This window comes from Nonomuraea roseola (assembly GCF_039535395.1).
GTDB classification, from domain to species: domain Bacteria; phylum Actinomycetota; class Actinomycetes; order Streptosporangiales; family Streptosporangiaceae; genus Nonomuraea; species Nonomuraea roseola.
In genome coordinates this window covers 266549-293009 of the sequence record NZ_BAAAXC010000006.1, presented here as the reverse complement: position 1 = coordinate 293009, position 26461 = coordinate 266549, and the positions used below count along the sequence as shown (strand labels likewise).

At 70.4% G+C, this 26461-nt stretch carries 26 protein-coding genes; 18 read left to right on the top strand and 8 right to left on the bottom strand.

The window, feature by feature from the left end:
- The first annotated feature begins 49 nt into the window (after window positions 1-49).
- The 3 genes from ABFX55_RS07050 to ABFX55_RS07040 all read left to right on the top strand — a co-directional run bounded on the left by ABFX55_RS07050 (window position 50) and on the right by ABFX55_RS07040 (window position 1775).
- Window positions 50-601 (top strand): peroxiredoxin, encoded by a 552-nt coding sequence (locus tag ABFX55_RS07050; protein ID WP_312895475.1) that lies wholly within the window; start codon window positions 50-52, stop codon window positions 599-601.
- Window positions 598-1134, top strand: coding sequence for an alkylhydroperoxidase, AhpD family (ahpD, locus tag ABFX55_RS07045; protein ID WP_346118781.1), 537 nt, complete (start codon window positions 598-600; stop codon window positions 1132-1134). Before ABFX55_RS07050 ends, ahpD begins: the two co-directional genes overlap by 4 nt.
- 89 nt (window positions 1135-1223) lie before the next feature.
- Window positions 1224-1775 carry a TetR/AcrR family transcriptional regulator gene (locus ABFX55_RS07040; protein WP_346118779.1) on the top strand — a complete coding sequence of 184 codons (552 nt, stop codon included), beginning with the start codon at window positions 1224-1226 and terminating at the stop codon, window positions 1773-1775.
- Window positions 1776-1860: 85 nt separating this feature from the next.
- Here the strand turns inward: ABFX55_RS07040 and tnpA are convergent, their stop codons facing one another.
- Window positions 1861-2277 carry an IS200/IS605 family transposase gene (gene tnpA, locus ABFX55_RS07035; RefSeq protein WP_346118777.1) on the bottom strand — a complete coding sequence of 139 codons (417 nt, stop codon included), beginning with the start codon at window positions 2275-2277 and terminating at the stop codon, window positions 1861-1863.
- A gap of 22 nt (window positions 2278-2299) precedes the next feature.
- Here tnpA and ABFX55_RS07030 point away from each other — a divergent pair, with 22 nt between their 5' ends.
- Window positions 2300-3466, top strand: coding sequence for an RNA-guided endonuclease InsQ/TnpB family protein (locus ABFX55_RS07030; RefSeq protein ID WP_346118775.1), 1167 nt, complete (start codon window positions 2300-2302; stop codon window positions 3464-3466).
- Window positions 3467-3537: 71 nt separating this feature from the next.
- On the opposite strand, the gene ABFX55_RS07025 is transcribed toward ABFX55_RS07030, so the two are convergent.
- Window positions 3538-4182, bottom strand: coding sequence for an alpha/beta fold hydrolase (locus ABFX55_RS07025; RefSeq protein ID WP_346118773.1), 645 nt, complete (start codon window positions 4180-4182; stop codon window positions 3538-3540).
- Between the two features lie 10 nt (window positions 4183-4192).
- Window positions 4193-7315, bottom strand: a complete 3123-nt coding sequence (locus ABFX55_RS07020) for a tetratricopeptide repeat protein (RefSeq protein ID WP_346118772.1) — start codon at window positions 7313-7315, stop codon at window positions 4193-4195.
- 68 nt (window positions 7316-7383) lie between these two features.
- Between ABFX55_RS07020 and ABFX55_RS07015 the strand changes: the two genes are divergently transcribed.
- Window positions 7384-8283 carry a carbamate kinase gene (locus tag ABFX55_RS07015; RefSeq protein WP_346118770.1) on the top strand — a complete coding sequence of 300 codons (900 nt, stop codon included), beginning with the start codon at window positions 7384-7386 and terminating at the stop codon, window positions 8281-8283.
- A complete protein-coding gene (bar, locus tag ABFX55_RS07010; RefSeq protein WP_346118768.1) occupies window positions 8284-9375 on the top strand; it encodes a barbiturase in 1092 nt (363 codons plus the stop codon).
- Between the two features lie 102 nt (window positions 9376-9477).
- Here the strand turns inward: bar and ABFX55_RS07005 are convergent, their stop codons facing one another.
- Complete coding sequence (locus ABFX55_RS07005; RefSeq protein ID WP_346118766.1) at window positions 9478-9909, bottom strand: RpiB/LacA/LacB family sugar-phosphate isomerase; 432 nt, start codon at window positions 9907-9909, stop codon at window positions 9478-9480.
- A gap of 3 nt (window positions 9910-9912) precedes the next feature.
- Window positions 9913-10749 (bottom strand): NAD(+)/NADH kinase, encoded by an 837-nt coding sequence (locus ABFX55_RS07000; protein WP_346118764.1) that lies wholly within the window; start codon window positions 10747-10749, stop codon window positions 9913-9915.
- A gap of 253 nt (window positions 10750-11002) precedes the next feature.
- Here ABFX55_RS07000 and ABFX55_RS06995 point away from each other — a divergent pair, with 253 nt between their 5' ends.
- The 10 genes from ABFX55_RS06995 (at window position 11003) to ABFX55_RS06950 (ending at window position 18784) form a co-directional block, all read left to right on the top strand.
- Window positions 11003-11548: an SseB family protein gene (locus ABFX55_RS06995; protein ID WP_346118763.1), complete on the top strand. Its 546-nt coding sequence runs from the start codon at window positions 11003-11005 to the stop codon at window positions 11546-11548.
- 159 nt (window positions 11549-11707) lie between these two features.
- A complete protein-coding gene (locus tag ABFX55_RS06990; protein WP_346118761.1) occupies window positions 11708-12340 on the top strand; it encodes a prepilin peptidase in 633 nt (210 codons plus the stop codon).
- A 43-nt stretch (window positions 12341-12383) separates the two neighbouring features.
- The gene (aroC, locus tag ABFX55_RS06985; protein ID WP_346118759.1) at window positions 12384-13565 is read left to right on the top strand and encodes a chorismate synthase; all 1182 of its coding nucleotides are present in this window, start codon (window positions 12384-12386) and stop codon (window positions 13563-13565) included.
- Complete coding sequence (locus ABFX55_RS06980; protein WP_346118757.1) at window positions 13562-14062, top strand: shikimate kinase; 501 nt, start codon at window positions 13562-13564, stop codon at window positions 14060-14062. The genes aroC and ABFX55_RS06980 overlap by 4 nt, the downstream gene beginning before the upstream one ends.
- The gene (gene aroB / locus ABFX55_RS06975) at window positions 14059-15129 is read left to right on the top strand and encodes a 3-dehydroquinate synthase (RefSeq protein WP_346118755.1); all 1071 of its coding nucleotides are present in this window, start codon (window positions 14059-14061) and stop codon (window positions 15127-15129) included. The genes ABFX55_RS06980 and aroB overlap by 4 nt, the downstream gene beginning before the upstream one ends.
- Window positions 15126-15554: a type II 3-dehydroquinate dehydratase gene (aroQ, locus tag ABFX55_RS06970; protein WP_346118753.1), complete on the top strand. Its 429-nt coding sequence runs from the start codon at window positions 15126-15128 to the stop codon at window positions 15552-15554. The genes aroB and aroQ overlap by 4 nt, the downstream gene beginning before the upstream one ends.
- On the top strand, window positions 15551-16315 hold the full coding sequence (locus tag ABFX55_RS06965; protein ID WP_346118751.1) for an SGNH/GDSL hydrolase family protein: 765 nt from the start codon (window positions 15551-15553) through the stop codon (window positions 16313-16315). Before aroQ ends, ABFX55_RS06965 begins: the two co-directional genes overlap by 4 nt.
- A gap of 49 nt (window positions 16316-16364) precedes the next feature.
- Entirely contained in the window at window positions 16365-16940 is a 576-nt protein-coding gene (locus tag ABFX55_RS06960; protein WP_346118749.1) for an NADPH-dependent FMN reductase, read from the top strand.
- Between the two features lie 24 nt (window positions 16941-16964).
- Window positions 16965-17939, top strand: coding sequence for an ATP-binding cassette domain-containing protein (locus tag ABFX55_RS06955; protein WP_346118747.1), 975 nt, complete (start codon window positions 16965-16967; stop codon window positions 17937-17939).
- A complete protein-coding gene (locus tag ABFX55_RS06950; RefSeq protein ID WP_346118745.1) occupies window positions 17936-18784 on the top strand; it encodes an ABC transporter permease in 849 nt (282 codons plus the stop codon). The genes ABFX55_RS06955 and ABFX55_RS06950 overlap by 4 nt, the downstream gene beginning before the upstream one ends.
- A gap of 172 nt (window positions 18785-18956) precedes the next feature.
- On the opposite strand, the gene ABFX55_RS06945 is transcribed toward ABFX55_RS06950, so the two are convergent.
- Complete coding sequence (locus ABFX55_RS06945; RefSeq protein ID WP_346118743.1) at window positions 18957-19847, bottom strand: NAD(P)-dependent oxidoreductase; 891 nt, start codon at window positions 19845-19847, stop codon at window positions 18957-18959.
- 166 nt (window positions 19848-20013) lie between these two features.
- On the opposite strand from ABFX55_RS06945, the gene ABFX55_RS06940 reads away from it, so the two are divergent.
- A complete protein-coding gene (locus tag ABFX55_RS06940) occupies window positions 20014-20349 on the top strand; it encodes a winged helix-turn-helix transcriptional regulator (RefSeq protein WP_379478994.1) in 336 nt (111 codons plus the stop codon).
- A gap of 138 nt (window positions 20350-20487) precedes the next feature.
- Here the strand turns inward: ABFX55_RS06940 and ABFX55_RS06935 are convergent, their stop codons facing one another.
- Window positions 20488-21375, bottom strand: a complete 888-nt coding sequence (locus tag ABFX55_RS06935) for an NAD(P)-dependent oxidoreductase (protein ID WP_346118739.1) — start codon at window positions 21373-21375, stop codon at window positions 20488-20490.
- Window positions 21376-21461: 86 nt separating this feature from the next.
- Between ABFX55_RS06935 and ABFX55_RS06930 the strand changes: the two genes are divergently transcribed.
- The gene (locus tag ABFX55_RS06930) at window positions 21462-21773 is read left to right on the top strand and encodes a winged helix-turn-helix transcriptional regulator (protein WP_379478993.1); all 312 of its coding nucleotides are present in this window, start codon (window positions 21462-21464) and stop codon (window positions 21771-21773) included.
- 869 nt (window positions 21774-22642) lie between these two features.
- Here the strand turns inward: ABFX55_RS06930 and ABFX55_RS06925 are convergent.
- On the bottom strand, window positions 22643-26419 hold the full coding sequence (locus ABFX55_RS06925) for an AAA family ATPase (protein WP_346118735.1): 3777 nt from the start codon (window positions 26417-26419) through the stop codon (window positions 22643-22645).
- Window positions 26420-26461 lie beyond the last annotated feature (42 nt).

Below are 26461 nucleotides of genomic sequence, written 5' to 3'. Positions count from 1 at the left end.
AGGCACCCTGAAGCCCTGACAACGACGTCTTCCTCAAGGAGATATTCACGTGCTCACCGTTGGTGACAAGTTCCCCGAGTACGAACTCACCGCCTGTGTCGACCTCGACCCCGACAAGGCGTTCGCGGAGATCAACCACAAGTCCTACGAGGGCAAGTGGCGCGTGGTGTTCTTCTGGCCGAAGGACTTCACCTTCGTGTGTCCGACCGAGATCGCCGAGTTCGGCCGGCTCAACGAGGACTTCGCCGACCGCGACGCCCAGGTGCTCGGTGTCTCCGTCGACTCGGAGTACGTCCACCACGCCTGGCGCAAGGACCACGAGGACCTGCGCGACCTGCCCTTCCCGATGCTGAGCGACATCAAGCGCGAGCTGTCGTCGGCGCTCGGCGTCCTCGGCGAGGACGGCGTCGCCCAGCGCGCCACCTTCATCGTGGACCCCAACAACGAGATCCAGTTCGCCATGGTCACCGCCGGCTCGGTCGGCCGCAACGTCAAGGAGGTCCTGCGGGTCCTCGACGCGCTGCAGTCCGACGAGCTGTGCCCGTGCAACTGGAACAAGGGCGAGAAGGGCCTCGACGCGAAGGCGCTGCTGGGCGCATGAGTATCAACAACCTGAAGGCCGCTCTGCCCGACTACGCCAAGGACACCAAGCTCAACCTGGGCTCGGTCACGACGACGTCGTCGCTGACCGACCAGCAGCTGTGGGGCGCGGCGCTGGCGTGCGCGATGGCCACCAGGTCGGCGCAGGTCATCGCCGAGGTCGCGGGCGAGGCCGCCGACAACCTGTCGGCCGAGGCGTTCAAGGCCGCCAAGGCCGCCGCCTCGATCATGGCGATGAACAACGTCTACTACCGGGCCACGCACCTCATCGGCGACGAGCAGTACAGCACGATGCCGGCCAAGCTCCGCATGACCGTCATCGGCAACCCCGGCGTCGACAAGGTCGACTTCGAGCTGTGGTGCCTCGCGGTCTCGGCGGTCAACGGCTGCGGCCGCTGCCTGGAGTCGCACGAGCAGGTGCTGCGCGGCGCGGGCATGCCGCGCGAGCAGATCCAGGAGGCGCTGAGGATCGCCGCGGTGATCAACGCGACGGCCGCGACCCTGGAGGCCGAGGCCGCCCTCGTCACGGTCTGACCTCCACGAGAAGCACGGCGGGCGCTCCCTTGCGGGAGGGAGCGCCCTTTCGCGTCTCCGCACGGGCTCCCAGGTGGGAGGATCCAGGTGTGGAAGAGGTACGGCTGCGCGACAGGCACGCCACCAGGCTGCGCATCATGGAGGCGGCCAGAGAGCTGTTCGCCGAACACGGCTACGACCAGGTGACGATGCGCCTCATCGCGGCGAGGGCGGAGGCGAACCTCTCGCTGATCAACCGCTACTTCGGCAGCAAGCGTGACCTGTTCGCCGAAGTGATCGCCGAGCAGGGCCGCTTCCCCGGCGTGCTCGACGAGGCGGGCGGCGACCTGCCGAGGGCGCTGGCCGAGTACGTCGCCGACCGGCTGACGTCGCCGGGCGACAGCGTGCTGGTGGCCACGCTGGCGCGTTCCACGCCCACCTCGGAGATCCAGGAGATCATCCGCGAGCGCATCCGCACCGCGATACTCGAGCCGCTGAGCGACCGCCTGCCGGGCGACGACGCCGAGATGCGCGCCTCCCTCGCCACCGCCCTCATCATGGGCAGCGCCCAGTTGCGCAGGGTCTTCGGCCCGGCCGACGAGTGGCGGCGTGAGGCGGTCGTCGACCGTCTCACGCGGGTCTTCCGCGCCTGCCTCGGCTGAGCTACCAGAATGCGGGCCAGTGCTCCCGCCTCCAGGCCGGGGGTGAAGGCCCGCGCGGCAAGGCTTGCTGGGGTCTGAGCGTGCCCTAACCGGGACGGTTGTGCTGCTCGATGTACTGGCGCAGGACGCTGATCGGTGCGCCACCCACCGACCCGGCGAAGGAGGAGCCCGACCACAGCTTGTTCGCCCGGTAGTAGTGGTGGGCCAGTTCGGGGAGCTCGGTGCGCCTCCTGCGTGAGGAGATGCCCTTGAGGGAGTTGACGAGTTTGGACAGGGCGATCTTGGGTGGGAAGTTCACCAGCAGGTGGACGTGATTGTTCTCGCCGTTGAAGTCGCGAAGCTCGGTCTCGAAGTCGGCGCACACGTCCCGCATGATCTCCTCCATCCGGTTCAGGTGGGTGTCGGTGAACGCCTTGTGCCGGAACTTGGTCACGAAGACCACATGCGCGTACAGGGCAAAAACACCGTGCCTGCCGGTTCTGATGCCTTCATATTCGGCCATAGACCAATGGCATGATCAGTGGGTGCGGCTTCGTTACAACTACCGGGTGTATCCCGACGCCGACCAGCGTGCCGCGCTGGCCAATGCGTTCGGGTGCGCCCGCGTGGTGTTCAACGACGGACTGCGAGCGCGGCAGGACGCTCGCGAGCAGGGCTTGCCGTACATCTGTGATGGGGACCTGTTCAAGCGGGTCATCACACAAGCCAAGGCGACGCCGGAGCGGGCATGGCTGGGCGAGGTCTCAGCGGTGCTGCTCCAGCAGGCGCTCGCGGACCTGAACGCGGCCTACCGCAACTTCTTCTCCTCTCTGTCCGGGAAGCGGAAAGGCCGCAAGGTCGCCCCGCCCCGGTTTCGGTCACGGAAGGACACGCGGCAGGCGGTCCGGTTCACGAAGAACGCCCGATTCACGGTCACCGCGTCGGGCCACCTGCGGTTGCCGAAGATCGGAGACGTGTCGGTCCGCTGGTCGCGGTCGCTGCCGTCCGAGCCGTCATCGGTGACGGTGATCAAGGACAGCGCAGGCCGATACTTCGCGTCGTTCGCGGTCGAGACTTCGGACGAGCCGTTGCCCGAGACGGATTGCGAGGTCGGGATCGACCTTGGGCTGACCCACTTCGCGGTGACGTCGGACGGCGAGAAGGTGGACAACCCGCGCATCCTGCGGCGCGCGGCCAAGAAACTACGTCGGGCGCAGAAGGCGCTGAGTCGCAAGGAGAAGGGCTCAGCCAACCGGGCCAAGGCCAAGCTGAAGGTCGCCAAAGCTCACGCCAAGGTGACCGACACGCGCAAGGACTGGGCGCACAAGCTCTCCACCACGATCATCCGCGACAACCAAGCGGTATACGTGGAAGACCTTGCCGTGTCCGGGCTGGCGCGCACGAAGCTGGCCCAGTCGGTGCACGACGCGGGCTGGTCGCAGTTGGTGAATATGCTGGAGTACAAGGCCGCCCGGTATGGCAGGTACTTCGCCAAGATCGACCGCTGGTTCCCGTCGTCGAAACTTTGCTCGGTGTGCGGCGCCATCGCCGAGTCGATGCCGCTCGACGTCCGGTCGTGGATCTGCCCGTGTGGGGCGACCCATGACCGGGACGTCAACGCTGCGATCAACATCCTCGCCGCCGGGCAGGCGGAGAGACTAAACGACTGTGGAGCGCGGGTAAGACCGGGACTTGTTCCGGCGCCGCGCTAAGAAGCAGTAACCCGCCGGGAGCCGCACGCGCGGCAGACCGGAATCTCCATCCTTTAGGGGCGGAGTGGATGTCAATCCAGGAACTGCCCGACGGCCGCCCAGAACTCCTCGGGCGCGTCGGCGTGGATCAGGTGCCCCACGCCGATGGTGACCAGCTTCGCGCCGGGGATGAGGTCGGCCAGCGGCTCGGCGATGACATGGCTGGCGGGTCCGCCTGCCAGCACCAGCGTGGGAGCCTTGACGCGCTTCAGCCCCTCGGCCCACGCGGGGTCGGGGGAGACGATCTGGCGCTCGGTCTCGACCATCATGGGGGAGTCGTCCTCCAGCGCAGGCCGCTCGTGCGGCACCGGCGCGGGCGGGTCCTCCAGCACCAGCAGCGAGACCCGCTCGGGGTGGTTCATGGCCAGGTGGTAGGCGACCACGCCGCCGAGGGAGTGGCCGACCAGGATGGCCTGGTCCACGCCGAGCGCGCCGAGCAGGGCCACGACGTCCTCGGCCATGTCGGGTAGTTCGTAGCGGTCGGGGCGCTCGCTGGCGCCGTGTCCCCGCAGGTCGGGCGCGACCACGTGGAAGCGCTCGGCGAAGCGGCGGATGAACGGGTTCCAGTTGTTGTGGTCGGCGGTGCGCCCATGCAGCAGGACCAGCGTGGGGGCCGCGGGGTCGCCCTCCTCCCTGTAGGAGAGGTCGATGCCGTTGACGTGTGCGGTGCGAATCACGTCCGTGAGGCTACCTTCGTCCAGAGATGACCGTCAGACGGTGTCCGCCCAGTTTGTCGGCCAGCGTCGCGAGGAAATCGCCGGTCAACGGAGGCCAGTTCCAGAATCGCAGCGCCAGGTGCGGGAAGGCCCACGGCTGGTCGAGCACCCAGTCGCGCAGCGACGCCTCAGCGTTGCAGGACTCGCAGGAGCGGGTCAGGCGGTCGACGGAGAACCAGTTGTAGATGGGGGTGACGAAGCCATCCCAGTCGGCGGTGGCCACGCCGTCACGCCGCAGGATCGTCACATGACCGCAGCCGGGACAGGCGGCCGATTCGGCCTTCATCGGGTAGCAGATCACTCTTCCCCAGTGAAAGGAGACGCCCGAAGGTCTGCGGACCTGCTCGCCGGTCCTGGCGTGCAGCCCGTAGGCGTCCAGCGGGAACGGCCGGACCTCCGCGGCGATCAGGCCCGACGCCGTCATCCACTCCCTGGCCGTGCGGGCCAGCGTGCGTCCCTCCCGCTCGGTGGCGTCCAGGTCGGCCACCCACTGGTAGTCGTGCCCCGCCAGGAAGGCGATCCCGCAGGTCATGAAGCGTTCGAGGGCGAAGGAGTCGTCGTGGGGCTCAAGTTCGATGGCCCTGGTGAAGTCCGACAGCGCCTCCTCTCGCCGCCCGAGCTCGCGCAGGGCGACGGCCCTGTGACCCAGGGACCACGCGTCGTCCGGCCCCAGGTCCAGCGCGCGGGTGAAATCGTCCACGGCCTCATCGAGCCTGCCCAGAAGCCGCAAGGACAGCGCTCTGTTGGCGATCGTGTCGGCTTCGTCGGGGTCGCGGGCGAGCGCGCGATCGAAGTCGGCCAGCGCCTCCTCGTGACGACCGAGGACGGCGTGGGCGCGCGCCCGTTCGTTGTAGACGGATCCGAGGTGCGGTCGTAGCCGGACGGCCTCGTCGAGCACCGCCATCGCCTCGTCAAGCCTTCCGCGGTTCCTGAGGATCCGGCCCTGGTTGAGCTGAGCCCACCAGTAGTCGGGGTCGATCTCCATGACACGGCCGAGGTCGTCGAGTGCCTCCTCGAGCCGTCCCATTGCCTCGTAGGTCAGCCCCCGGTAGAGGCGGTTCCACGCGTCGTCGGGGGCCAGCTCGACGGCGCGGTCGAAGTCGGCCAGCGCCTCGTCGTATCGTCCCTTCTGGCGGTGAAGGTCGCCTCGGATCGCCAGCGCCCACTCGTATCCGGGGTCGAGCTCGATCGCCTGCGACAGGTCGTCGACCGACTTGAACAGCATGCCGCGCTGGGCGAGGTACCAAGGGTCGTGCGGCCGGAGCTCGACCGCCCGGGTCAGGTCGGCCAGGGCCTCGTCGCGGCGGCCCATGGCGTTCAGTGTCCACCCGCGGTGCAGGTGGTTCCACGCGTCGTCGGGGGCCAGCTCGACGGCGCGGTCGAAGTCGGCCAGCGCCTCCTCGTGCCGCCCCGCCAGCCGGTAGGTCTCGCCCCTTCCCGCCACCGCCTTCTCGAAGTCGGGATCCATGGTTGTCGCCCTGGTGAAACACGCCAGAGCCGAGTCGTAGCGCTTCTCGTCCCTGTCGAGGACGCCGCGCTGGCGGCACGCCTCCTTCAGCGCGTTCTCCGGCAGGTCGCGACGCTGGATGAGCAGGTCGAGATAGGCGCCGGCGGGCCGCTCGCCCAGCAGCGCGTCCTGCAGGCTCTCCCCGAGCGCCCGCAGGCTCGATGCCGCCGCGTCGTTGCCCGCGCTCGTGAACACCTCAGCCCATCGGCGCGCCGAGAAGAGGCCGCCCTCCACCACGTGTGACAGCACTTCGGGCAGCGACCCCACCGGGTCGGCGCACAGGCGGTGATAGCACTCCTCCAGCAGGCAGCTGTCGCCGCCCTCCTCCGACAGGCCAGGGCGCTCGCGCCGCTCACGATAGGCCTCTGCCAGCTTGAGGTGGATCTCCTCCCAGCGTCGCGGCGACCTGGTGCGGTTCAGCCTGATCATGGGTTCGCGCACCACGTCGTGGTAGCGGCAGACGCCGCCCTCCCTGGAGACGAAGCTCTGCGCGTGCAGCCAGCCGTACAGCTCCGCGACTTCGCCTTCCGCCAGCACCGCGACCAGGTCCTGGTCGATCTTCCGCGGCAGCGCCGCCACCTGGGCGAGATCGCGGCGGACGGGGTCGCTCTCCCATTGCAGGAAGCGGTCGACGAGGCCGCCCGAGAGGTCCTTCACCGCGCCGGGTCGGCTCGGGCGCTGCTCGGCCAGCGTGGCCACCGCGAGCGGCAGCCCGCCCGCGACCGCGGTGATGACCTCGATCACCGCCTCGTCGTCGATCGCTTTCGTCCGCAGCAGCTGCCTGACCTCCACCTCGGTGAAGGCCGCCAGCGGCAGGTCGGCCAGCACGCCGAGGTAGGGCGCCCAGCGCAGCGGATCGAGTGGCTGGCGCCCGGCCACGGTGACGACCAGGTCGGCGGGCGCCTCGCCGTAGCGGCCCTCGAAGATCGCCCTGAGCCAGTCGTCCAGGTACGCGCCAGTGCGCTCGTAGGTGTCGAAGAACAGCGCCAGCGGCCGGTCCGCCTCGCGCAGTCCCTCCACGAAGGCAGGACTCAGCTCGTCGACGGGCGCGGCGGCCAGACGCTGGTCGTCGCGCCTGAGCAGGCCGTCCATCGCCGCCTCGCGCAGCTGGTTGACCTGATCAGGGTCGATCGACTTGGTGACGATGCTCGCGCCGGGCACCAGTGTGTTGACCGCGCCCGTCGTCAGCTTGGTGGCGGCCCTGGTGACCAGGCCGGCCACGTCGGACCCGCCCGCCTCGCGCTTGCGGTAGGCGGTGTGCAGGTGGGCGAAGCGCTTGAGCTTCACCCCCTGACCCTCGAGCTGCTCGGCGAGGGTGGCCATGGCCTCCACCACCCCGTAGACGGACTCGTTGGTGCCCGCGGTGAGCAGGCCGTGCTGCTCGGCCGCCTCTCGCAGACGGCCGAGCAGGAACGTCTTGCCCATACCGCCGGCGCCGTGGACGGAGAACAGGAGCCTGCGCCGCTCGTCATCGACGTCAAGCCCCAGGTTGTTGCGGAAGAAGGCCAGCTCGCCTTCCCTTCCGACGAAACCCGCCTGTTGCCGGCGGCGTACGAGGTCTTGGAGGGATCGGGGGGTGTCCGCCATGCCGCCCATCTCATCATGGGCAAAGGTTGCCAATGAACGCCTTCTCCAGCCTGGGTAGCGTCGCGAGGGTGGGTGAACGGGTACTCGTCGCGCTGGGCGGCAACGCCATGACAGGTCCTGACGGCAGCGCCTCGCCGCAGGCCCAGCAGAACGCGGTCGAGGCGGCGATGCGGCAGGTCAGGGCGCTGATAGACGCCGGGCACCAGGTGGTGCTCACCCACGGCAACGGGCCGCAGGTGGGCAACCTGCTGCTGAAGAACCAGCTCGCGGCCGCCGTGGTGCCGCCCGTGCCGCTCGACTGGTGCGGCGCGCAGACACAGGCCACGATCGGCACGCTGATCCTCAACGCGCTCGGCCGCCCCGCCGCCACGGTCGTCACCCGCACGCTGGTCGACGCGGGCGACCCCGCCTTCGCGGATCCGGTCAAGCCGATCGGACGCTACTTCACCGAGGCGGAGGCGCGCAGGTTCGAAAAGCTCGGCCAGAGCTGGCGGCGCTTCGAACGCGGCTGGCGGCGCGTGGTCGCCTCACCCGAGCCGCTGGAGATCCTCGACGCGCCCGCCGCGACCACGCTGATGGCCGCGGGCTTCACGGTGGTGGCCGCAGGCGGCGGCGGGGTCCCCGTGGTGCGGCAGCGGGACGGCTCTCTGACGGGCGTGGAGGCGGTCGTCGACAAGGACCTCGCGGCGGCGCTGCTGGCGCGGGCCGTCGGGGCGCGGATCCTGGTCATCGCGACCGACGTGCCGCAGGCCGTCGTCGGCTACGGCGGGCGGGACCCGAGGCCGATCGGTCAGATCTCCGCCGGTGAGCTGCGTGTCCTGCACGCCGCTGGGCACTTCGCCGGGGGGAGCATGGGACCGAAGGTGGAGGCGGTCCTGCGGTTCGTCGCGGCAGGCGGCGAGCGGGCCGTGATCACCTCGCTGGAGCACATCGCCGATCCAGGCGCAGGCACGAGAGTGGAGAGATAGATGCCCGAACCGATCGAAGTGCGCAAGGTCGCCATCGAGAGCGTGACCGACGCCTCAGGGCTCGAGAAGCTCATCGACGACGGGGTGATCGAGGCGCACCGGGTGCTCGCGGTGGTCGGCAAGACCGAGGGCAACGGCGGCGTCAACGACTACACCCGCATCCTGGCCGACACCGCCTTCCGCGGGGTGCTGGCCAGGAAGGGCCACCCCGCGCCCGAGAGCGTGCCGCTGGTGTGGTCGGGCGGCACCGACGGCGTGCTGAGCCCGCACGCCACGATCTTCGCCACCACCGCCGACGCCCCGGCCTCGGACGAGCCCAGGGTCTCGGTCGGCGTGGCCATGAGCGAGGTGATCCTGCCCGAGGACATCGGCCGCCCCGCCATGGTGGAGAAGGTCGCCGCGGGCGTGCGAGAGGCGATGAAGGTCGCCGGCATCGACGACCCGCGCGACGTCCACTACGTGCAGACCAAGACGCCGCTGCTCACCCTGGCCACCATCACCGACGCCAAGAGCAGGGGCAAGGACACCGCCATCGAGGAGACCGGCCCCTCCATGGACCTGTCGAACTCCACCACCGCCCTCGGCATCGCCGTCGCCCTCGGCGAGATCGAGACGCCCTCGGCCGACCAGATCCACCGCGACCTGTCGCTCTACAGCAGCGTCGCCTCCTGCTCCAGCGGCGTCGAGCTGGACCGCGCCCAGATCGTCGTCGTCGGCAACGTCAGAGGAATCGGCGGGCGCTACCGCATCGGGCACAGCGTCATGAAGGACGCCCTCGACGCCGACGGCATCTGGGAGGCCATCCGCGACTCGGGCCTGGAGCTTCCCGAGCGCCCGCACCACTCCGACCTCGGCGGACGCCTGGTCAACGTCTTCATGAAGTGCGAGGCCGACCCCTCGGGGCGGGTGCGGGGACGGCGCAACATCATGCTCGACGACTCCGACGTGCACTGGCACCGTCAGATCAAGGCCACCGTCGGCGGCGTCGCCGCTTCCGTCACGGGCGATCCTGCCGTGTTCGTCTCCGTGGCCGCCGTCCACCAGGGACCCTCGGGCGGTGGTCCTGTGGCCGCCATCGCCGACCTGTCCTGACCCTTCAGGCCAGGTCTCACGGCAGGGACGGGCCAGGCCACCGCGCTCACCGGTGGCCGCCCGTCCTGCACGCCACCCCGGCGGGACCGCGGCCGGGCGCCGTCACGTCTCGAGGTGCTCCACGTTGGCCACGTCGGCGGGGTCCGTGCTGGCCGTGCCCGCGAACCACGCGTCGAGGATCTCCTTCAGCAGCGGCTCGGAGACCACCCGCAGGCTCAGCGCCAGCACGTTCGCGTCGTTCCACCTGCGCGCGCCGTCGGCGGTGTAGCCGTCGGCGCACAGCGCGGCGCGCACGCCCCGCACCTTGTTGGCCGCGATGGAGGCGCCCGTGCCCGTCCAGCAGCACACGACCGCCTGCTCGGCCCTGCCCTCGGCCACGTCGCGCGCCGCCGCCTCGCAGGCCCAGGCCCAGTCATCGCGCTCGGCCTCGTTCAGCGCGCCGTGCGTCACCACCTCGTGCCCTCGCTCGCTCAGCTCGCCGACGATCCGCGCGGCCACGCCGTCGAGGCTGTCGGCCGCCACCGCGATCCGCATGGCTCAGTCGACCTCCGCGCTCCCGTTGACCCTCAGCTTGCGGCGGGCGCGCTCGTAGAAGGTCGTCGTGCCCAGCCGTACGACCCAGGAGGCGCCCAGCACGGCGGTCACGTTCAGACGGTCGCCGGGGGCCAGCGTGCCCATCACCGCGCCGTCCACCTCGACGGCCAGCGTGCCGCTGGTCGGCAGCAGCTCCAGCGTGACCTCCTCGTCGGCCGACAGCATGACCGCCCTGTTGAACGACGAGTGCGCCGCGGCGGGCACCACCAGGAACCCCTCGACCAGCGGCGAGACGATCGGGCCTCCCGCGGAGAAGCTGTAGGCCGTCGAGCCCGTCGAGGTCGCCATGATGACCGCGTCGGCCGCGTAACGCACGAACGGATGGCCCTGCACGGCCACCGACACCGCCGCGATGCCGTCGCCGGGCACCCGCACCAGCGCGATGTCGTTGAACGCGGTCACCTCCTGGCCGTCGCCCAGCGCCGCGCGCACCGCCATGCGCGGCTCCACGGTGTAGCGGTGCTCGTCGATCGCCGACAGCGCCTCGGGCAACTCGTCGACGTCGATCTCGGCGAGGAAGCCGAGCTTGCCCAGGTTCACGCCGAGAATGGGCGTCTTGAGCCCCGCGATGAGCCGCATGGTGCGCAGCATCGTGCCGTCGCCGCCGAGGCTGACGAGCAGGTCGGCGCGCTCGCACAGGATCTCGGGCTCCACCGCGACGGCGCTGCAGTGGATGCGGTCCACCTCGTCGGGCAGGCCCAGCACCGTGACGCCTCTGGCGGTGGCCCACGAGACGATCGTCTCGATCGCCGTCTCGGAGTCACGCCGAGGATGCAACACCAGCCCAACGGTACCGATCATGCCCATACCGACCACTCTACTGAGACGGGAGAACCTGACGTCGCTCAGAGGGTCAGGGGCCCCCATGGAGCTGCGCCAGGAGCCGTGGGGGAGAAGCTGCTCCAGCTCACCGACCCCAACGGCGTCGTGGTCCAGCTCGTGGAGTGGGTGGCACCCACGGGGACGTGAGGCCGGCTGAGGCCGGTTCAGGACGTCGCGGACCGGCCCGCCGGGACCGGTAGTCTCGGACGTTGTGCCGAGCATTCCGCAGCCCCTTGTCCCAGGTGACGACGGGAGCGCCGACGACGCCGTCGCCGCCGCGCTGACCGCCTTCTCCTCCGGTACGGCCGACGCCACCGCCGTCCTGTCGGCGCTGAGCACGTCCAGGCTGCTGGTGCCCGTCGTGGCGCTGCTGACCGAGTCCGAGGTGGGCGAGCACGGGCTCAGGCAGGAGAAGGAGAGCGAGATGGCTCTCCCCAAGCTCGTCGGCAAGGACGGCAGGCAGGCGGTGATCGCCTTCACCGGCGTCGAGGCGCTCACCCGATGGCGTCAGGACGCCCGGCCCATCCAGGCGACCACGCTCCAGGTGTGCCAGGCGGCCGTGCACGAGGGCGCGGCGGCCGTGGTGGTGGACGTGGCGGGTCCTGTGCCCTTCGTCATCGAGGGCGGCGTGCTCGAGGCGATGGCCGCGGTGGAGTCGGGCACGCTCGACCAGGTCGGACCCTCGGTCACCGTGGCGCGATTCGCGGAGAGCACCGAGCCGAGGCGGCGCCGCTTCCCCTGGTCGCGCCGCCGCTGACCACCCGATCGCTCGAGGAACCCGGCGTAACGGCGGGCCGCCCGCGCCGCCGGAGCGGCGTGATGGAGGCAGGCCCGCCGGTGACCGCGGTGGCCGTTCCGTGCGGGAGCCGTACGGAAAGTCCTGACAGAGCCCCCGGAGCACGGGGAGGATGGCGGGATGGTCTGGGCTGCGGCGCTGGCGGGGTTCGTCGTGGGTGTCCTGGTGCGCGCGCTGGCCGACGGGTTCGAGCCCGACCCCGTCGACCCCCGGGCCGAGGCCAGGCGGGCGTTCGCCGGCCTGCTGGGCAGGGTGCGCCTGGCCAAGCCGGTGATCGAGCCGGCGACCGCGGCCGTGTTCGCGCTGCTGGCCTGGCGGATGGAGCCGGTCTACCTGCCCGCGCTCCTGTACGCCGCAGCCGTCGGGAGCGCCCTCGCCGTGATCGACTGGCGCACCCAGCGGCTGCCCGACGTCATCACGCTGCCTTCCTGTCCGATCCTCGCCCTCCTGCTGCTCCCCACGGGCCGCCTCACCGACGCGCTGCTGGGCGGCGCCGCGCTGCTGCTGCTGTACGGCGTGCTGTGGTTCGTCAGGCCCACGGCCATGGGCCTTGGCGACGTCAAGCTGGCCGGGCTGATCGGCATGGCCGCGGGCGCGGTCGGCTGGAACGCCTGGGTCGCCGCGGCGCTGGCGGGACAGCTGCTCGGCGCCCTCTACGCCATCACCCTCCTGGTCCTGAGAAAGGCCGACAGATCGGCGGAGTTCCCCTTCGGGCCTTTCATGCTGGCCGGCGCCCTCTGTCTCGCCTGGTGAGCGGTGTCCATCTCACCGCTCCGCACATGGAAGACTTGTGAGCATGTTGCGTTGGTTGACCGCCGGAGAGTCCCACGGCCCCGAACTCGTCGCCATCCTGGAAGGCCTGCCCGCGGGGGTGGAGGTGACCACGGCCGCGATCGACGAGGCGCTGCGCCGTCGCCGTCTCGGCTACGGCCGCGGCGCCCGGATGAAGTTCGAGGAGGACAAGGTCTCCATCGTCGGTGGCCTGCGCCACGGCCGCACGCTGGGCAGCCCCGTCGCCATCCGCGTCGGCAACACCGAGTGGCCCAAGTGGGAGAAGGTCATGGCGGCCGACCCCGTCGACCCCGCCGAGCTCGAGGGCATGGCGCGCAACGCCCCCCGCTCGCGCCCCCGCCCCGGCCACGCCGACCTGGCGGGCATGCAGAAGTACGGCTTCGACGACGCCAGGCCCGTCCTCGACAGGGCCTCCGCCCGCGAGACCGCCGCCCGCGTCGCGCTCGGCGAGGTCGCCAAGCGCTTCCTCAAGCAGGCCCTCGGCGTCGAGCTGTTCAGCCACGTGGTGTCGATCGGCGCCGCGCAGTCGCCGGGCAACGTCTTCCCTGTCCCCGCCGACCTCGAGGCGATCGACACCGACCCCGTCCGCTGCGCCGACCCCGAGGGCAGCGCCGCGATGGTGGCCGAGATCGACAGGGCGCACAAGGACGGCGACACCCTCGGCGGCGTCGTCGAGGTCCTGGCCTACGGCCTGCCGCCCGGGCTCGGCAGCTACACCCACTGGGACCGCCGCCTCGACGCCCGCCTGGCCGGAGCCCTCATGGGCATCCAGGCCATCAAGGGCGTCGCGGTCGGCGACGGCTTCGAGACCGCGCGCAGGCCCGGCTCGCGGGCGCACGACGAGATCGAGTACACCACCGAGGACGGCGTCAGGCGCGTCACCAACCGCGCGGGCGGCGTCGAGGGCGGCATGACCAACGGCGAGGTGCTGCGCGTCAGCGCCGCGATGAAGCCGATCTCGACCGTCCCGAGGGCCCTGGCCACGATCGATGTCAAGACCGGCGAGGCGGCCAAGGCCCACCACGAGCGCTCCGACGTCTGCGCGGTCCCCGCGGCGGGCATCGTCGCCGAGGCGATGGTCGCCCTGGTGCTGGCCGACGCGGCCCTCGAGAAGTTCGGCGGCGACTCCGTGGAGGAAGTCGCCCGCAACCTGTCCGGCTACCTCTCCTCGATGGTGATCAAATGACCAAGGTCGTGCTCATCGGCCCGCCAGGGTCGGGCAAGACGACACTGGGCCGCCTGCTGGCGCAGCGGCTCGACCTCACCTTCCGCGACACCGACTCCGACGTCGAGGCGGTCGCGGGCAAGGCCGTGAGCGAGATCTTCATCGAGGACGGCGAGGAGCGCTTCCGCGAGCTGGAGCACGAGGCGGTCCGCGCGGCGCTGGCCGAGCACGACGGCGTCCTGTCCCTCGGCGGCGGCGCGATCCTGCACGAGAAGACCCAGGAGCTGCTCGGCGGCCACCCCGTCGTCTATCTCGAGGTCGGCCTGGCCGACGCCGTCCAGCGGGTCGGCCTCGGCTCGGCCCGTCCGCTGCTGGTGCTCAACCCGCGCAGCCAGCTGAAGAAGCTCATGGACGAGCGCCGCCCGATCTACGAGCGCCTGGCCGTCCTCAGAGTGGTCACCGACAAGCGCGACCCCGAGGAACTGGTGGAGGAGATCGTGAAGGGGCTGCCCGCATGAGCGCCACCCGCATCACGGTACGCGGCGAGAGCCCCTACGACGTGGTCATCGGCACCGGCGTGCTCGCCGAGCTGCCCGGCCTGCTGGGCGAGGGCGTCCGCACGGTCGCCGTCGTCCATCCCGCCACGCTGCCCGAGATCTCCCGCCCGGTGTGCGGGGCGCTGGAGGAGGCCGGCTACGACGTCGTCTCCCTGCCGGTCCCCGACGGCGAGGCGGCCAAGTCCGTCGAGGTGGCCGCCCAGCTGTGGTCGGCCTTCGGCCGGTACGGCATCAGCCGCTCCGACGCCGTCGTCGGCGTGGGCGGTGGCGCGACGACCGACCTGGCGGGCTTCGTCGCCGGCACCTGGCTGCGCGGCGTCAAGGTCGTTCTGGTGCCGACCACGCTGCTGGCGATGGTCGACGCCGCGGTGGGCGGCAAGAACGGCATCGACACCCCCGAGGGCAAGAACCTCGTCGGCACCTTCCTGCCTCCGGCGGGCGTGCTCTGCGACCTGGCCACGCTGCCCTCGATGCCGCGCGACGACTACGTCGCGGGGCTCGCCGAGATCATCAAGGGCGGCTTCATCGCCGACCCGACCATCCTCATGCTGGTCGAGGACGACCCCGTCGCCGCCACCACGCCGGAGGGCGAGCACACCCGCGCGCTCATCGAGCGCAAGATCCAGGTCAAGGCCGACGTGGTCGGCGCCGACCTGCGCGAGGCGGGCCTGCGCGAGATCCTCAACTACGGTCACACGCTCGCCCACGCCATCGAGCGCGCCGAGCACTACCAGATCAGGCACGGCGAGGCCGTCGCGATCGGCATGGTCTACGCCGCCGAGCTGTCGAAGCTGGCGGGCAGGGCCGACCTGGTCGAGCGCACCCGCACCATCCTGACGTCGGTGGGCCTGCCCACCGCCTACCGCAAGGACGCCTGGCCCGAGCTGCGCGACCACATGCGGCTCGACAAGAAGAACCGCGGCGCCAAGCAGCGCTTCGTCGTCCTCGACGGCCTGGCCAAACCCGGCCGCCTCGAGGATCCCCCTGAGGAGCTGCTGGAGGCCGCCTACCGCGAGGTGGCGCGATGATCTACGTGCTGAACGGGCCCAACCTGGGGCGCCTGGGCACTCGCGAGCCCGAGATCTATGGGGCCGACACCTACGCCGACCTCGTCGAGCTGTGCGTGTCCACAGGCAAGGAGCTGGGCCTCGAGGTCGAGGTCAGGCAGAGTGACTTCGAGGGCGAACTCCTCGCCTGGCTGCACGAGGCCGCCGACCGGCGCATCCCCGTCGTGCTCAACCCCGCCGCCTTCACCCACTACTCCTACGCCGTGCGCGACGCCGTCGCCATGCGGACGGCGCCGCTGATCGAGGTGCACATCTCCAACCCGGCCGCTCGCGAGGAGTTCCGCCACACCTCCGTCGTGGCGGGCGTGGCCACGGGCACGATCGCGGGCTTCGGCCTGCAGTCCTACGTCCTTGCCCTGCGAGCGATGGCCGACCTGATCAAATGACGCACTACCGTTCGTTCGTCGCCCTCGGCGACAGCTTCACCGAAGGACTCAACGACCCCGGTGTCGACGGCCACTTCCGCGGCTGGGCCGACAGGGTCGCCGAGGTGCTGGCCGCCAAGGAGCCCTCCTTCCAGTACGCGAACCTGGCCGTGCGGGGCAAGCTCATCGACCAGATCGTGGCCGAGCAGGTCCCCATGGCGGTCGCGATGAAGCCCGACCTGGTCAGCTTCTGCGCGGGCGGCAACGACCTGCTCAGGCCGGGCAGCGATCCCGACCAGATGGCCAAGAAGCTGGCCGGAGCCGTACGGCAGCTGCGGGCCACCGGCGCCGAGGTGCTGCTGTTCACCGGCGTCGACCCGCGCGACACGCCGCTCATGCGGCGCATGCGCGGCAAGTTCGCCATCTTCTACCTGCACCTGCGCTCCATCGCCGACCTGTACGGCTGCCGCGTCGTCGACCAGTGGTCGATGCAGGCCATCCGCGACTGGAGGGCGTGGAGCGACGACCGCCTGCACATGAACGAGGAGGGGCACCGCCTGGTCGCCGCCCGCGTGCTCGACGTGCTGGAGGTCCCCTGCGACGACACCTGGCGCAAGGACTGGCCCTCGCGCTCCGTCGATCCCAGGGTGAAGCGGCGCGAGGACGCCCGATGGGTCAAGGAGTTCCTGGTGCCGTGGGTCAACCGGCGCCTGCGCGGCACCTCCTCGGGCGACGGTCTCGACCCCAAGCGGCCCGACCTCAGGCCGTGGGAACTCCGCTAGATCCGATCTAGCGACGATCTAGCGCCTCCTTGGTGAGAGGAGGTGCGAGATGACGCCCAAGGGCCCGCTGCGGATGGCGGTGATCATCGGCAGCACACGCGAGGGCAGGGTCGGCGAGAGCATCGGCCGATGGTTCGCCGCCCGTGCCGAGCTGCGCGACGATCTCGCGGTCTCTGTGCTCGACCTGGCCGACTACGCCTTCCCCTGCTGTTTCCCCGCCGTGGCCACACCCGCGATGCGCGCCTTCTCCCGCGCGGTCGCGGGGGCCGAGGCCTTCGCCGTGGTCACTCCCGAGTACAACCGCAGCTTTCCCGCCTCGCTCAAGCAGGCGATCGACTTCGCCTACGACGAGTGGCAGGCCAAACCGGTCGGCTTCGTGTCCTACGGCTCGGGCTCCGACGGCTTCTACGCGATCGAGCAGCTGCGCACGGTCTTCGCCGGACTGCACACCGTCACCGTGCGTGACGGCGTGGGCATCGACCTGCTCGGCGGGGGAGTGGACGACGGCGGCACGCCGTACGACACCGACGAACGCTCGCTGGCCGTGACCACCATGCTCGACCAGCTCCTGTGGTGGGGCCTCGCGCTGCGCGCCGCCCGCTCCACCCGGCCCTTCGCCTCCTGACACCAAGGAAGAGGAAGAAATCTCATGACAGAACTGGCAATCGAGACAAGAGGTCTGATCAAAACCTTCGGCGACACCCGCGCCGTCGACGGCCTCGACCTGGCAGTCCCCGCCGGCATGGTCTACGGCGTGCTCGGCCCCAACGGGGCGGGCAAGACCACCGCGGTCAGGATGCTGGCCACCCTTCTGCGTCCCGACGGCGGCGAGGGCAGGGTGTTCGGCCACGACATCGCCCGCGAGGCCGACGCCGTGCGCAACAGGGTGAGCCTGACCGGTCAGTACGCCTCGGTCGACGAGGACCTCACCGGCATGGAGAACCTCGTCCTGCTCTCGCGGCTGCTCGGTCACCGCAAGCAGGCCGCGAAGGAGCGGGCCGCGCAGCTGCTGGAGGCGTTCGGCCTCACCGCCGCGGGCGGACGGCTGGTCAAGACCTACTCCGGCGGCATGCGGCGCAGGATCGACATCGCCGCCAGCATCCTCAACACCCCCGACCTGCTCTTCCTCGACGAGCCCACCACCGGGCTCGACCCCCGCAGCCGCAACCAGGTCTGGGACATCATCCGCATCGTCGTCGCCCACGGCACCACGGTGCTGCTGACCACCCAGTACCTCGAGGAGGCCGACCGCCTGGCGGGCCGCATCGCCGTCATCGACAGGGGCAAGGTCATCGCCGAAGGAACTCCGGGCGAGCTCAAGTCCTCCGTCGGCGCGGGCGCCGTCCACGTACGGCTGCGCGACCCCGGCCAGCGGCCAGAGGCCGAGCGGCTGCTGGCCAAGGCGCTCGACGCGCCCGTCTACCTGGAGGCCGACCCCGTGGCGCTGACCGCCCGCGTCTCCGCCGACGGCGCCGCCGCCGCCGAGCAGGCCGCCCTCGCCCTGTCGGAGCTGGCTGGGGCGGGGATCGTCGTCGACGACTTCTCCCTCGGCCAGCCCAGCCTCGACGAGGTCTTCCTCGCCCTCACCGACCACCCCGCAACCGAGAAGGAGATCGCGGCATGAGCACGGACACCTCAGCATCCACCACCGCCTACGTGCCGGTGGCAGAGACCCTCGGCACCGTCCTCGCCCCGTCCTCCCGCCCGCCGCGCCCGAGCGCGCTGTCGGCGTCGGTCACCTTCGGCTGGCGGGCGATGCTCAAGATCAAGCACGTGCCCGAGCAGCTCTTCGACGTCACCGCTTTCCCGATCATGATGACGTTGATGTTCACCTTCCTGTTCGGCGGGGCGCTGGCCGGCTCGCCTGGGCAGTACCTCCAGTTCGTCCTGCCCGGCATCATGGTCCAGAGCGTCGTGATGATCACCATGTACACCGGCATCGAGGTCAACAAGGACATCGAGCGGGGCGTCTTCGACCGCTTCCGCACGCTGCCCATCTGGCGGCCCTCGCCCATGGTCGGCTACCTGCTGGGGGACATGCTCCGCTACGTGATGGCCTCGGTCGTGATCCTCATCGTCGGACTGATCCTCGGCTTCCGCCCCGCGGGCGGCATCGCGGGGGCGGCGGCGGGCATCGCGGTGCTGGTCGGCTTCTCCTTCGCCTTCTCCTGGCTGTGGACCATGCTCGGCCTGCTCCTGCGCAGCGAGAAGTCGGTGATGGGGTGGAGCATGATGGTGCTGTTCCCGCTGACCTTCCTCAGCAACGTCTTCGTCGACCCGAGCACGATGCCGGGCTGGCTGCAGGTCTTCGTGGTGCACATCAACCCGATCAGCCACCTGGTGGCCTCGGTCCGCTCGCTGATGTCGGGCCAGCCGAACGTCGCCGAGCTCGGCTGGGTCCTGGTCGCCGGCGTCGCACTGATCGCGATCTTCGGCTCCCTGACCATGCGCCTGTACAACCGCAAGTAGCCCCCACCCGGAAACCCGAACCCTCGGGCTCCCGCCCGGAGGATCTGACGGTTCTGAGCATCTGGACCACCAGTTCCACCGCCCGAGGGATCCGGGCCACCAGTTCCACCGCCCGAGGGATCCGGGCCACCGGCCTCACGGCTTTGAGGGTCTCGACTACCAGTCCCCCTGCCTATCCGGCCGAGACAGGATCGGTGCGCAGCATCCCGATCAGGCTGGGCGTGTCGGCTCCTCCACGCTGTGCGGCGATGGCCCGGTTGAGCAGGGCCTGCATGGGTTCCAGCAGTTCGGTGCTGATGCCTTGCTCCCTGCTCGCACTGAGGATGTTGGCGAAGCTCACCGCTTGCATCTGCAGGTTCGAGTCGTCGTCAGCGCCGGCGCCTGTGTCCATGGCCTCGGCCACGGTGGGAAGGGCCACGGTCATGGCGTTGAGCCACGAGACCACCATCGGGGCGAACTCCGCTGCCGGGACCTTCTCCGAGCCGACCATGGCGGCAGCCTGATAGAAGCCGCCGAACATGCCGTACATGGCGGCCAGCAGCGCCAGGTCGTACAGTGAGGCGTGACCGGCGTCCGCGTTCAGGTACGTGGCCGTGCCCAGCGCACCGAGGGTGCGCTCGTGGAGGCCGAAGGCACCTGGCGATCCGCTGTAGAGGATGAGCGCCTCGGGCCGCCCGATCATCACGGGCACGGCCATGATGCCGCCATCCAGGTAGTCCGCCCCGTACCCGGTGGCCCATTCGGCCGTCTCGCGCGCCTGCTTCGGTGTGCCATTGGTGAGGTTGACCAAGGTACGGCCCGCAAGCGAACCGGACAGCGGCCCGAGGATCTCGCGCACGACGGCGTAGTCGAGCACGCAGACCACCACGACCGGACTGGCGGCGATCGCCTCCTCCACGGTGTTGGCCACGGTCGCGCCCCGCACGGCCAGTCTTTTCGCCTTGTCGATCGAGCGGTTCCAGACGGTCGTGGGGTGACCGTTGTCCAGGAGCGCACCCGCCAGCGCTCTTCCCATCGCCCCGAGTCCGATGACCGTCACCGGTGTGCGGTTGTCGTCTGCCATGTCTTACTCCAGTCCAAGGTCGGTTCATCTGGTGCCCATACGTGCACGCCCCGGTCCCGGATGCGGGGTGCTTCGGGGCACGTTCGATGCTGGCTGTCCGCTGGACTTTGCTCAAGTACCTACTATTTTCTCAGGTACTGGTCTTTTCGTAAGTATGGAGTCGGTGTTGAAGAAGCAGGGTTACACGTGCGGGCTCGACGCCGCCGTCGACGTCGTGGGCGGCAAGTGGAAAGCGCTGATCCTGTGGGCGCTCCACTACGGACCCCTGCGGTTCGGGGAGCTGAAGCGGTCGGTGCCAGGAATCAGCGAGAAGATGCTGATCCAGCAGTTGCGAGAAATGGAGATCTGCGGTCTGGTCCATCGCGAGGTCTACCACCAGGTCCCGCCGAAAGTGGAGTACTCCTTGACCGAGTTCGGCCACTCGCTCAACACCGCCCTCATACCGCTGGGCGATTGGGGCGAGAAGCACATGCGAACCATCGAGGCCATTCCCCGTGGCTGACGTCGGCCTGCTGCGGTAGGGGGTCCAGCGCCCACAAGCGCTCACCCGCCAAAGCGGGCGAAGCGAGCGCTTGAGAGGGCATCACGGCAGTAAGCCGGCACGGGCCGCGCCCCAAAGGGACTTTGCGGGAATGCCTTCTCAGCGGGGGTTCAAGATCTCAGTGATCCGGAGGAACCCGTCGGTGCCGTGGCCGCGCCCGATGGCGCGGCGAGCCAAGCCTTCAGCCGCACGCATCACGCCCGCGTCGATGCCGTGGGACTCGGAGGTGTGGACGATATGGGCCATGGACGACACCGCCGAGGTGATCGGGTTGCCCTCACCGGAAAACCGCCCGCTGTCCACATCGTTCCCGCCCATCTCGAAGAGCGGCGGAAGGATCGCGCCGATGCCCTTGGCGAACGGTGCCAGCTCCCGCGCGCTGACCCCCTCGGCTCTGGCCACCGCCAGCGCGTGCGCATAACCAGCCATCGCGGTCCAGAAGATGTCGAGCAAGGCGATGTCGTACGCAGCAGCCCGGCCGATGTCCTCACCGAGGTGGGTGTGGTTGCCGCCCAGGGCGTCCAGCACTGGCCGGTGCTCGCGGTAAAGCGCCTCGGGGCCGCTGTGGAGGAAAACCCCGGCCGGTGTGCCGATGGTCGTGGTCGGCGTCATGATCGCACCGTCCAGGTACCCGATACCGTGCTCGGCCGCCCAGGCCGCGGTGTCCCGGGCCCGATCGGGGGTGTCGGCGGTCAGGTTCACGACCGTGCGCCCCTTGAGCGCGTCGGTCACCGCACCGCGCCGTACGACGGCGTCCGCCGCGTCGTAGTTCACCACGCAGACCACGGTCAACCTGCTTGCGGCGACCGCCTCTTCGGGCGATCGGGCGCCGAACGCGCCCCGCTCGACCAACTCCCGGTCCTTGCCCGGCGTCCGATTCCAGACCGTGGTCCGCAGCCCGGCATCCAGAAAGGCGCTGGCCAGTGCCCGGCCCATCGGCCCCAGGCCGAGCACGGTGACGGCAGACTGTTCAATGTGCGAGGTCATGCCTTAACTCCTCGAAAATGAGCAAACGGTTACGAATGGGGATGAAGATGACGCGCAGCCGTGCCCAGGACCCGAGCGTCTGCGGAGTGACCGCCGCGATCGCCGTGATCGACGGCAAGTGGAAGACGACTCTGCTGTGGGTTCTGGAGTCCAGTCCGCACCGCCCCGGCGAGCTGCGCCGGCGGCTGCCGGGCCTCACCGAGAAGGTGCTGACTCAGACGCTGCGGGAGATGGAGTCCGACGGACTGATCCACAGGGAGGTACACGATGTACGGCCGCTGAAGACCGTGTACTCCCTGACCGCGTTCGGTCGCGAGCTCTCCGAAGCGCTGGCACCGCTTTCCGATTGGGGCCATCGCCGTCTGGAGAAGCTGGCCGAGTCCCAACCGGTCTCCTGAGACACCGCCAACCTCCCCGTCTCATCTGGATCTAAGGCCGTTTCCGGCCCGCACGACCAAGCTTCAGGCCGTCCTGGCCCGGTCGACAAGTACCCACAAAAAGGTGGCTACCGCAGGTAGCGCGGGGCACCGGTATGACGACGGTTGCCAGACGAATCGAACGTGGTCCCTCCGGCGGCGCTGACCCTGACTCTGCGAAAGCCAGGAGTGAGTCACCTGGTTGGCCGGGACCAGACGTCACGACGGACCACGTTCTCTTCTGAGCCGCTTGCCTCCGCGCGACCCGGCCACCAGACGCGGCCGTTCGCCTTGTTCCGCGTGATCGTCAGCCGATGTCCGCACAGCCACGCAGACATGCAGTCGCCGGAAGAAGGCGTCAAGACCCCGTGCGGGCCGCGCTGCGAGCTCACGGTCCAGGCCTCCTGAACCCAGCGATCGTTACCTCACATTCGCAACAACGTGCCAGTCCCCCTACCCGAGGGACCTGGGCTGCCAGCCCGACGGTTCTGAGGGTCTGGACTGCCAGACCCACCGCCCGAGGGATCTGAACTACAGACCCACCGCCTGGAGGACGTGGGCTGCCGGACCGACGGTTCTGAGGGTCTGGACCGCCAGACCCACCGCCCGAGGGATCTGAACTACAGACCCACCGCTTGGAGGACGTGGGCTGCCAGCCCGACGGTTCTGAGGGTCTGGACTGCCAGACCCACCGCCCGAGGGATCTGAAATACAGACCCACCGCTTGGAGGACGTGGGCTGCCAGACCCACCGTTCGGAGGACGTGGACTGTCAGACCCACCGCCCGGAGGACCTGGTCGCCCAGGGCCTCCGGGCGTTTCGGTGTTTCCTGGTGAAATCGGTGGTTTACGTCAGAGGTGCCAGTTGGTGGTCGGGTTGGGGTCGTAGCGGCAGGTGGAGCCTGTGGAGACGGTGGTGCGGAGGTGGGCGGCGAGTGCGGGGTGGAGGCTGTCGAGTTTGCGCAACACATCGCGGATGCGTGCGGTGACCGTCTTGCGAGCGCGCTCCGCCTCGTCGCCGAGTCGGCGTGCCCTCCCGCCGAGGCCCGCTGCCAGGCGCAGCTCCGACAGCAGCGCCTCGCGCTCCCTGTCGAGCTCCGCCGCCCGCCTGTCGTCGCCCAGCTCCAGCGCCCGTTCGGTCTCCTCGTCCAGCCGGGCCAGGTGGCTGCGGTAGCGGGCCTTGGCCTCGTCGTCGAGCACGGGGTCGCCGCCCATCCGCCGGGCGGCCACCACCACCTCGCCCCCTTCAGGAGCGAGCAGCTGTACGGCAGGCAGCTCCGCGCCCGGCCTGCTCAGCAGCGTGTGAAGGTCGCGAAGGCCCTTGGCGTCGGGCATGTGCACGGTCCGCCCATCGAAGGAGAGCGACCACACGGACCCCTCCCTCCTGAACGCGTTCCCCCCGGACCCATGCCCACCTGAACCCGACAAGCCCTCCGCACCTGGAGCGAACGGGCCGCCCGTGCTTGCCGGTCTGCCCGAATAACCTGACGAGCCGTCCGCGCTCGGTGCAGGCGAGTCGCCTGGGCCTGTCGGTCTGCCGGAAGCTGATACGCCCTCCGGATCGAGGGCCGACGAGTGGTCTGAAGCTGCGGGTCTGTCTGAACCTGACGGGCCGCCCGTACTCGGTGCAGGCGAGTCGTCTGAGCCTGCCGGTCTGTCTGTGCCTGAAGCCGATACGCCCTCCGCACGGAAAGCCGACGGGCCGTCTGAAGCTGCCGGTCTGCCCGTGCCCGAAGTCGGCGAGCCCTCCGAAGCCCATGAGCTACCTGAGCCTCCGGGTGGGGCGACGGCAGGTGGTCCCGTCGTGAACGAGCCGGTCGGGGAAGGGGAGCCCGAGGGCGTGTCAGCGGGTGGCGGGTCAGCCGGGAAGGAGGTGCCCGTGGGAGGCGAACCCTCGGGCATGCCCCCTGGAGACGACGACTCCGGGATCGGGGGAAGCGCGGCACCGGGTGGGTCCCAGGACGGGCCCCGTGGGCGCCCTGCGTCCGTGCCGCTTTCCTTCAGGTCATCTGCGCGATCGTCGTGCCCCACCCTGTCACGCTCGATCGCCTGCTCCGAGGCACGCGTCGCGTTCGCCTGCCGTACTCGATCAAGGCGGTCGGGGACGTCGCGTACGCCGAGGTCGGCGGCCTCGGCCGCCACCTGCGCCCAGAGGCGCTCGCCGGTCTCCGCGTCGCCGGGCCTCCCACGGGCCGTCAGCGCCGCGCCCAGCCGCAGCCTCGCCTCCACCGACCACGGGCGCGCCCGCAGGAGGTCGGCCGAGCGCACGGCGGCGGTGAACGAGGCGATCGCCTCGTCCCACCGTTCCTCGGCCGCCTCCACGGCGCCCATCCAGAGGATGACGGGCCCGCTGACGTCCCAGCCGTAGAGGGAGACAGCCCACTCGTCGAGATGGGGCTCCAGGGCCTCGCGCGCCCGAGCGCACAGGTCGGGGTCACGGGTGAACGCCGCCGCCTCGGCCAGGAACCGCAGCCACAGGGGGCGCACGCCGTCGTCGGCGGGCTCGGGCACAGCGCGCAGCAGCGCGGGATCGCCCCTGCCCTGCCTGAACTCCGACAGCGCCTCGAGCAGCCCAGGACACGGATGGCGGCTCGCGCGCAGGCGCTCGTGGACCTCCTCCAGCTCGGAGAAGCGCCCCTGCGCCAGCAGCGTGGCCCACCGGTGGTGCTCGAGCATGTGGCCGAAGTGGGCGTGGCCGTGGCCGGAGCCCAGCTCCGACACCTCGCGCGTGAGCGACTCGGCCCTGGCGAAGTTGCCCGTGAGGGTGTCGATGATGCTCTGGTCGATCGAGGTGGACAGGCCGATGTTGAGCTGGTCGCTGGCCTTGCCCATCGCGACGTAGAGGCGGAACTGGTCGTGGAAGCGAGGGTCGCCGAGCTCGAGCAGCGCCACCCAGTGCAGCGCGGAGGTGAAGTGCTCCATCTCGACGTCGCCCCTGCGCCGGGCGAGCCCGCGCAGCTCCTCGGTCAGCTCGACCCGCTGCCTGGCCGTGCCCGGGCCCCAGATGGTGTCGTGCACCGCCCACAGGGCGAAGGTCAGCGCCTCGTCGTCTGAGCTGTTCCTGGCCAGAACGCTCACCCGCAGGGCGAGGTCCTGCGCGAGCCGGTCGGGCGAAGGGGTGACGGTGGGCAGCTCGCCGACGAGGTTGCGGTGGGCCTCGCGCAGGAGCGCGACGCTGCCGCGGCCGCTCTCCTCGGCCCCGCAGGTCTGGAAGAGGGTGAGTGCGACTCTGGCCAGCAGTTCGGGATCGTCGAGCTCGCGCACGACGGCGATCGCCCTGTCGAAGACCCGCGCCGACTCGTCGGACTCGCCCGCGTGGTGGAGGAGCCGGCCGAACTCCAGGGCGATCTTGACCAGCCGCCTGGGGTCGCCCGCGCCCGCCAGCTCCATCGCCCTGCGCCAGTGGAGCCACGACTCCTCCCCGGCCAGCCGCTGGTTGGCCTGTCTGGCCGCGGTCACCAGCAGCTCGGTCGCGAGGTCGGGATCGACGTCGTCGCCCGCCAGATAGGCGTGGCGGGCCAGCTCTCCCGGCATCGCTGCGGGCAGGTCGCGCAGGGCATGGACGGCGGCCGCGTGCCGTGCGCGCAGCTCGGCCTGGTCGAGGGAGTCGTAGAGCGTCTCGCGGACCAGATCGTGGGCGAAGGCGAACACCCCGCCGCCCTGCGACCCGACGAGCCTGGCCGCCGCCGCCTGGGCGAGGAGCCTGTCGACATGGGCGGCGGGCTCGGCGGCGACGGAGGCCAGCACCTGGCGGTGGAACTCACGCCCGAGCACGGCCGCGTCGGTGAGCAGTCTGACCACGGGAGCGGGCAGCAGCGACAGCCGCCGCCACAGTGTGTCGCGCACACCCGGAGGGATGGCCGCCACCGAACCGCCGCTGCGCCACAGCCTGGCGGTCTGCTCGACGAAGAACGGGTTGCCCCCTGTGCGGCGATGGATCTCCTGGACCACGTCGTCGTCGGGCTGGTGGCCGATCGTGCGGGTGACCAGCGCGGCCACCTGCGCGCGGTCGAGGCCGGTGAGCGTGATCACCGTGGCCCGCGCGGCCAGGGGGGACAGCAGCGGACCCAGCGGATGCTCGCCCTGCTCGACCTCCACGTCGCGATAGGTGCCGATCAGCAGCAGCCGCTCGAACCAGGTGTGCTGCGCGGCGAACTCGAGCAGCTTCAGCGACGCGCCGTCGGCCCAGTGGAGGTCGTCGAGGACCACGACCACAGGACGCGACTGCGACAGCGTCACCAGCGCGGTCGTCACCGCGTCGTAGACCTCGAAGGCGTCGGCCGCCTCCGCTCGCGCGCCGTCGCCCAGCAGCGCCGACAGGCTCCCGCCCGCCGCCTCCTCCATCGCGGGCCACTCGCCGCTGCGCCGCAGCGCCCTGATGACCTGCACCCACGGCCAGTAGCCAGGGGCGGCGTCGGAGTGCCAGCACGAGCCGCTCAGCACGAGCGCGCCCTGCCGTCTGGCCTGCTCGGCGGCGCTGGTCACGAGCGTGGTCTTGCCGATGCCCGCCTCACCTGTGACGAGCACCAGGCCGCCGTGGCTGCCGGTCACCCTGCTGATCTCGGCACGCAGCAGCTCGGCAGGGTGCTCCCTGCCGATGAGTTCCGGCCCCGCGTCGTGAGTTCGCATCCTGCTCAGAAGGTAGCGGCTGGTGCCGACAAAAACCCGTGC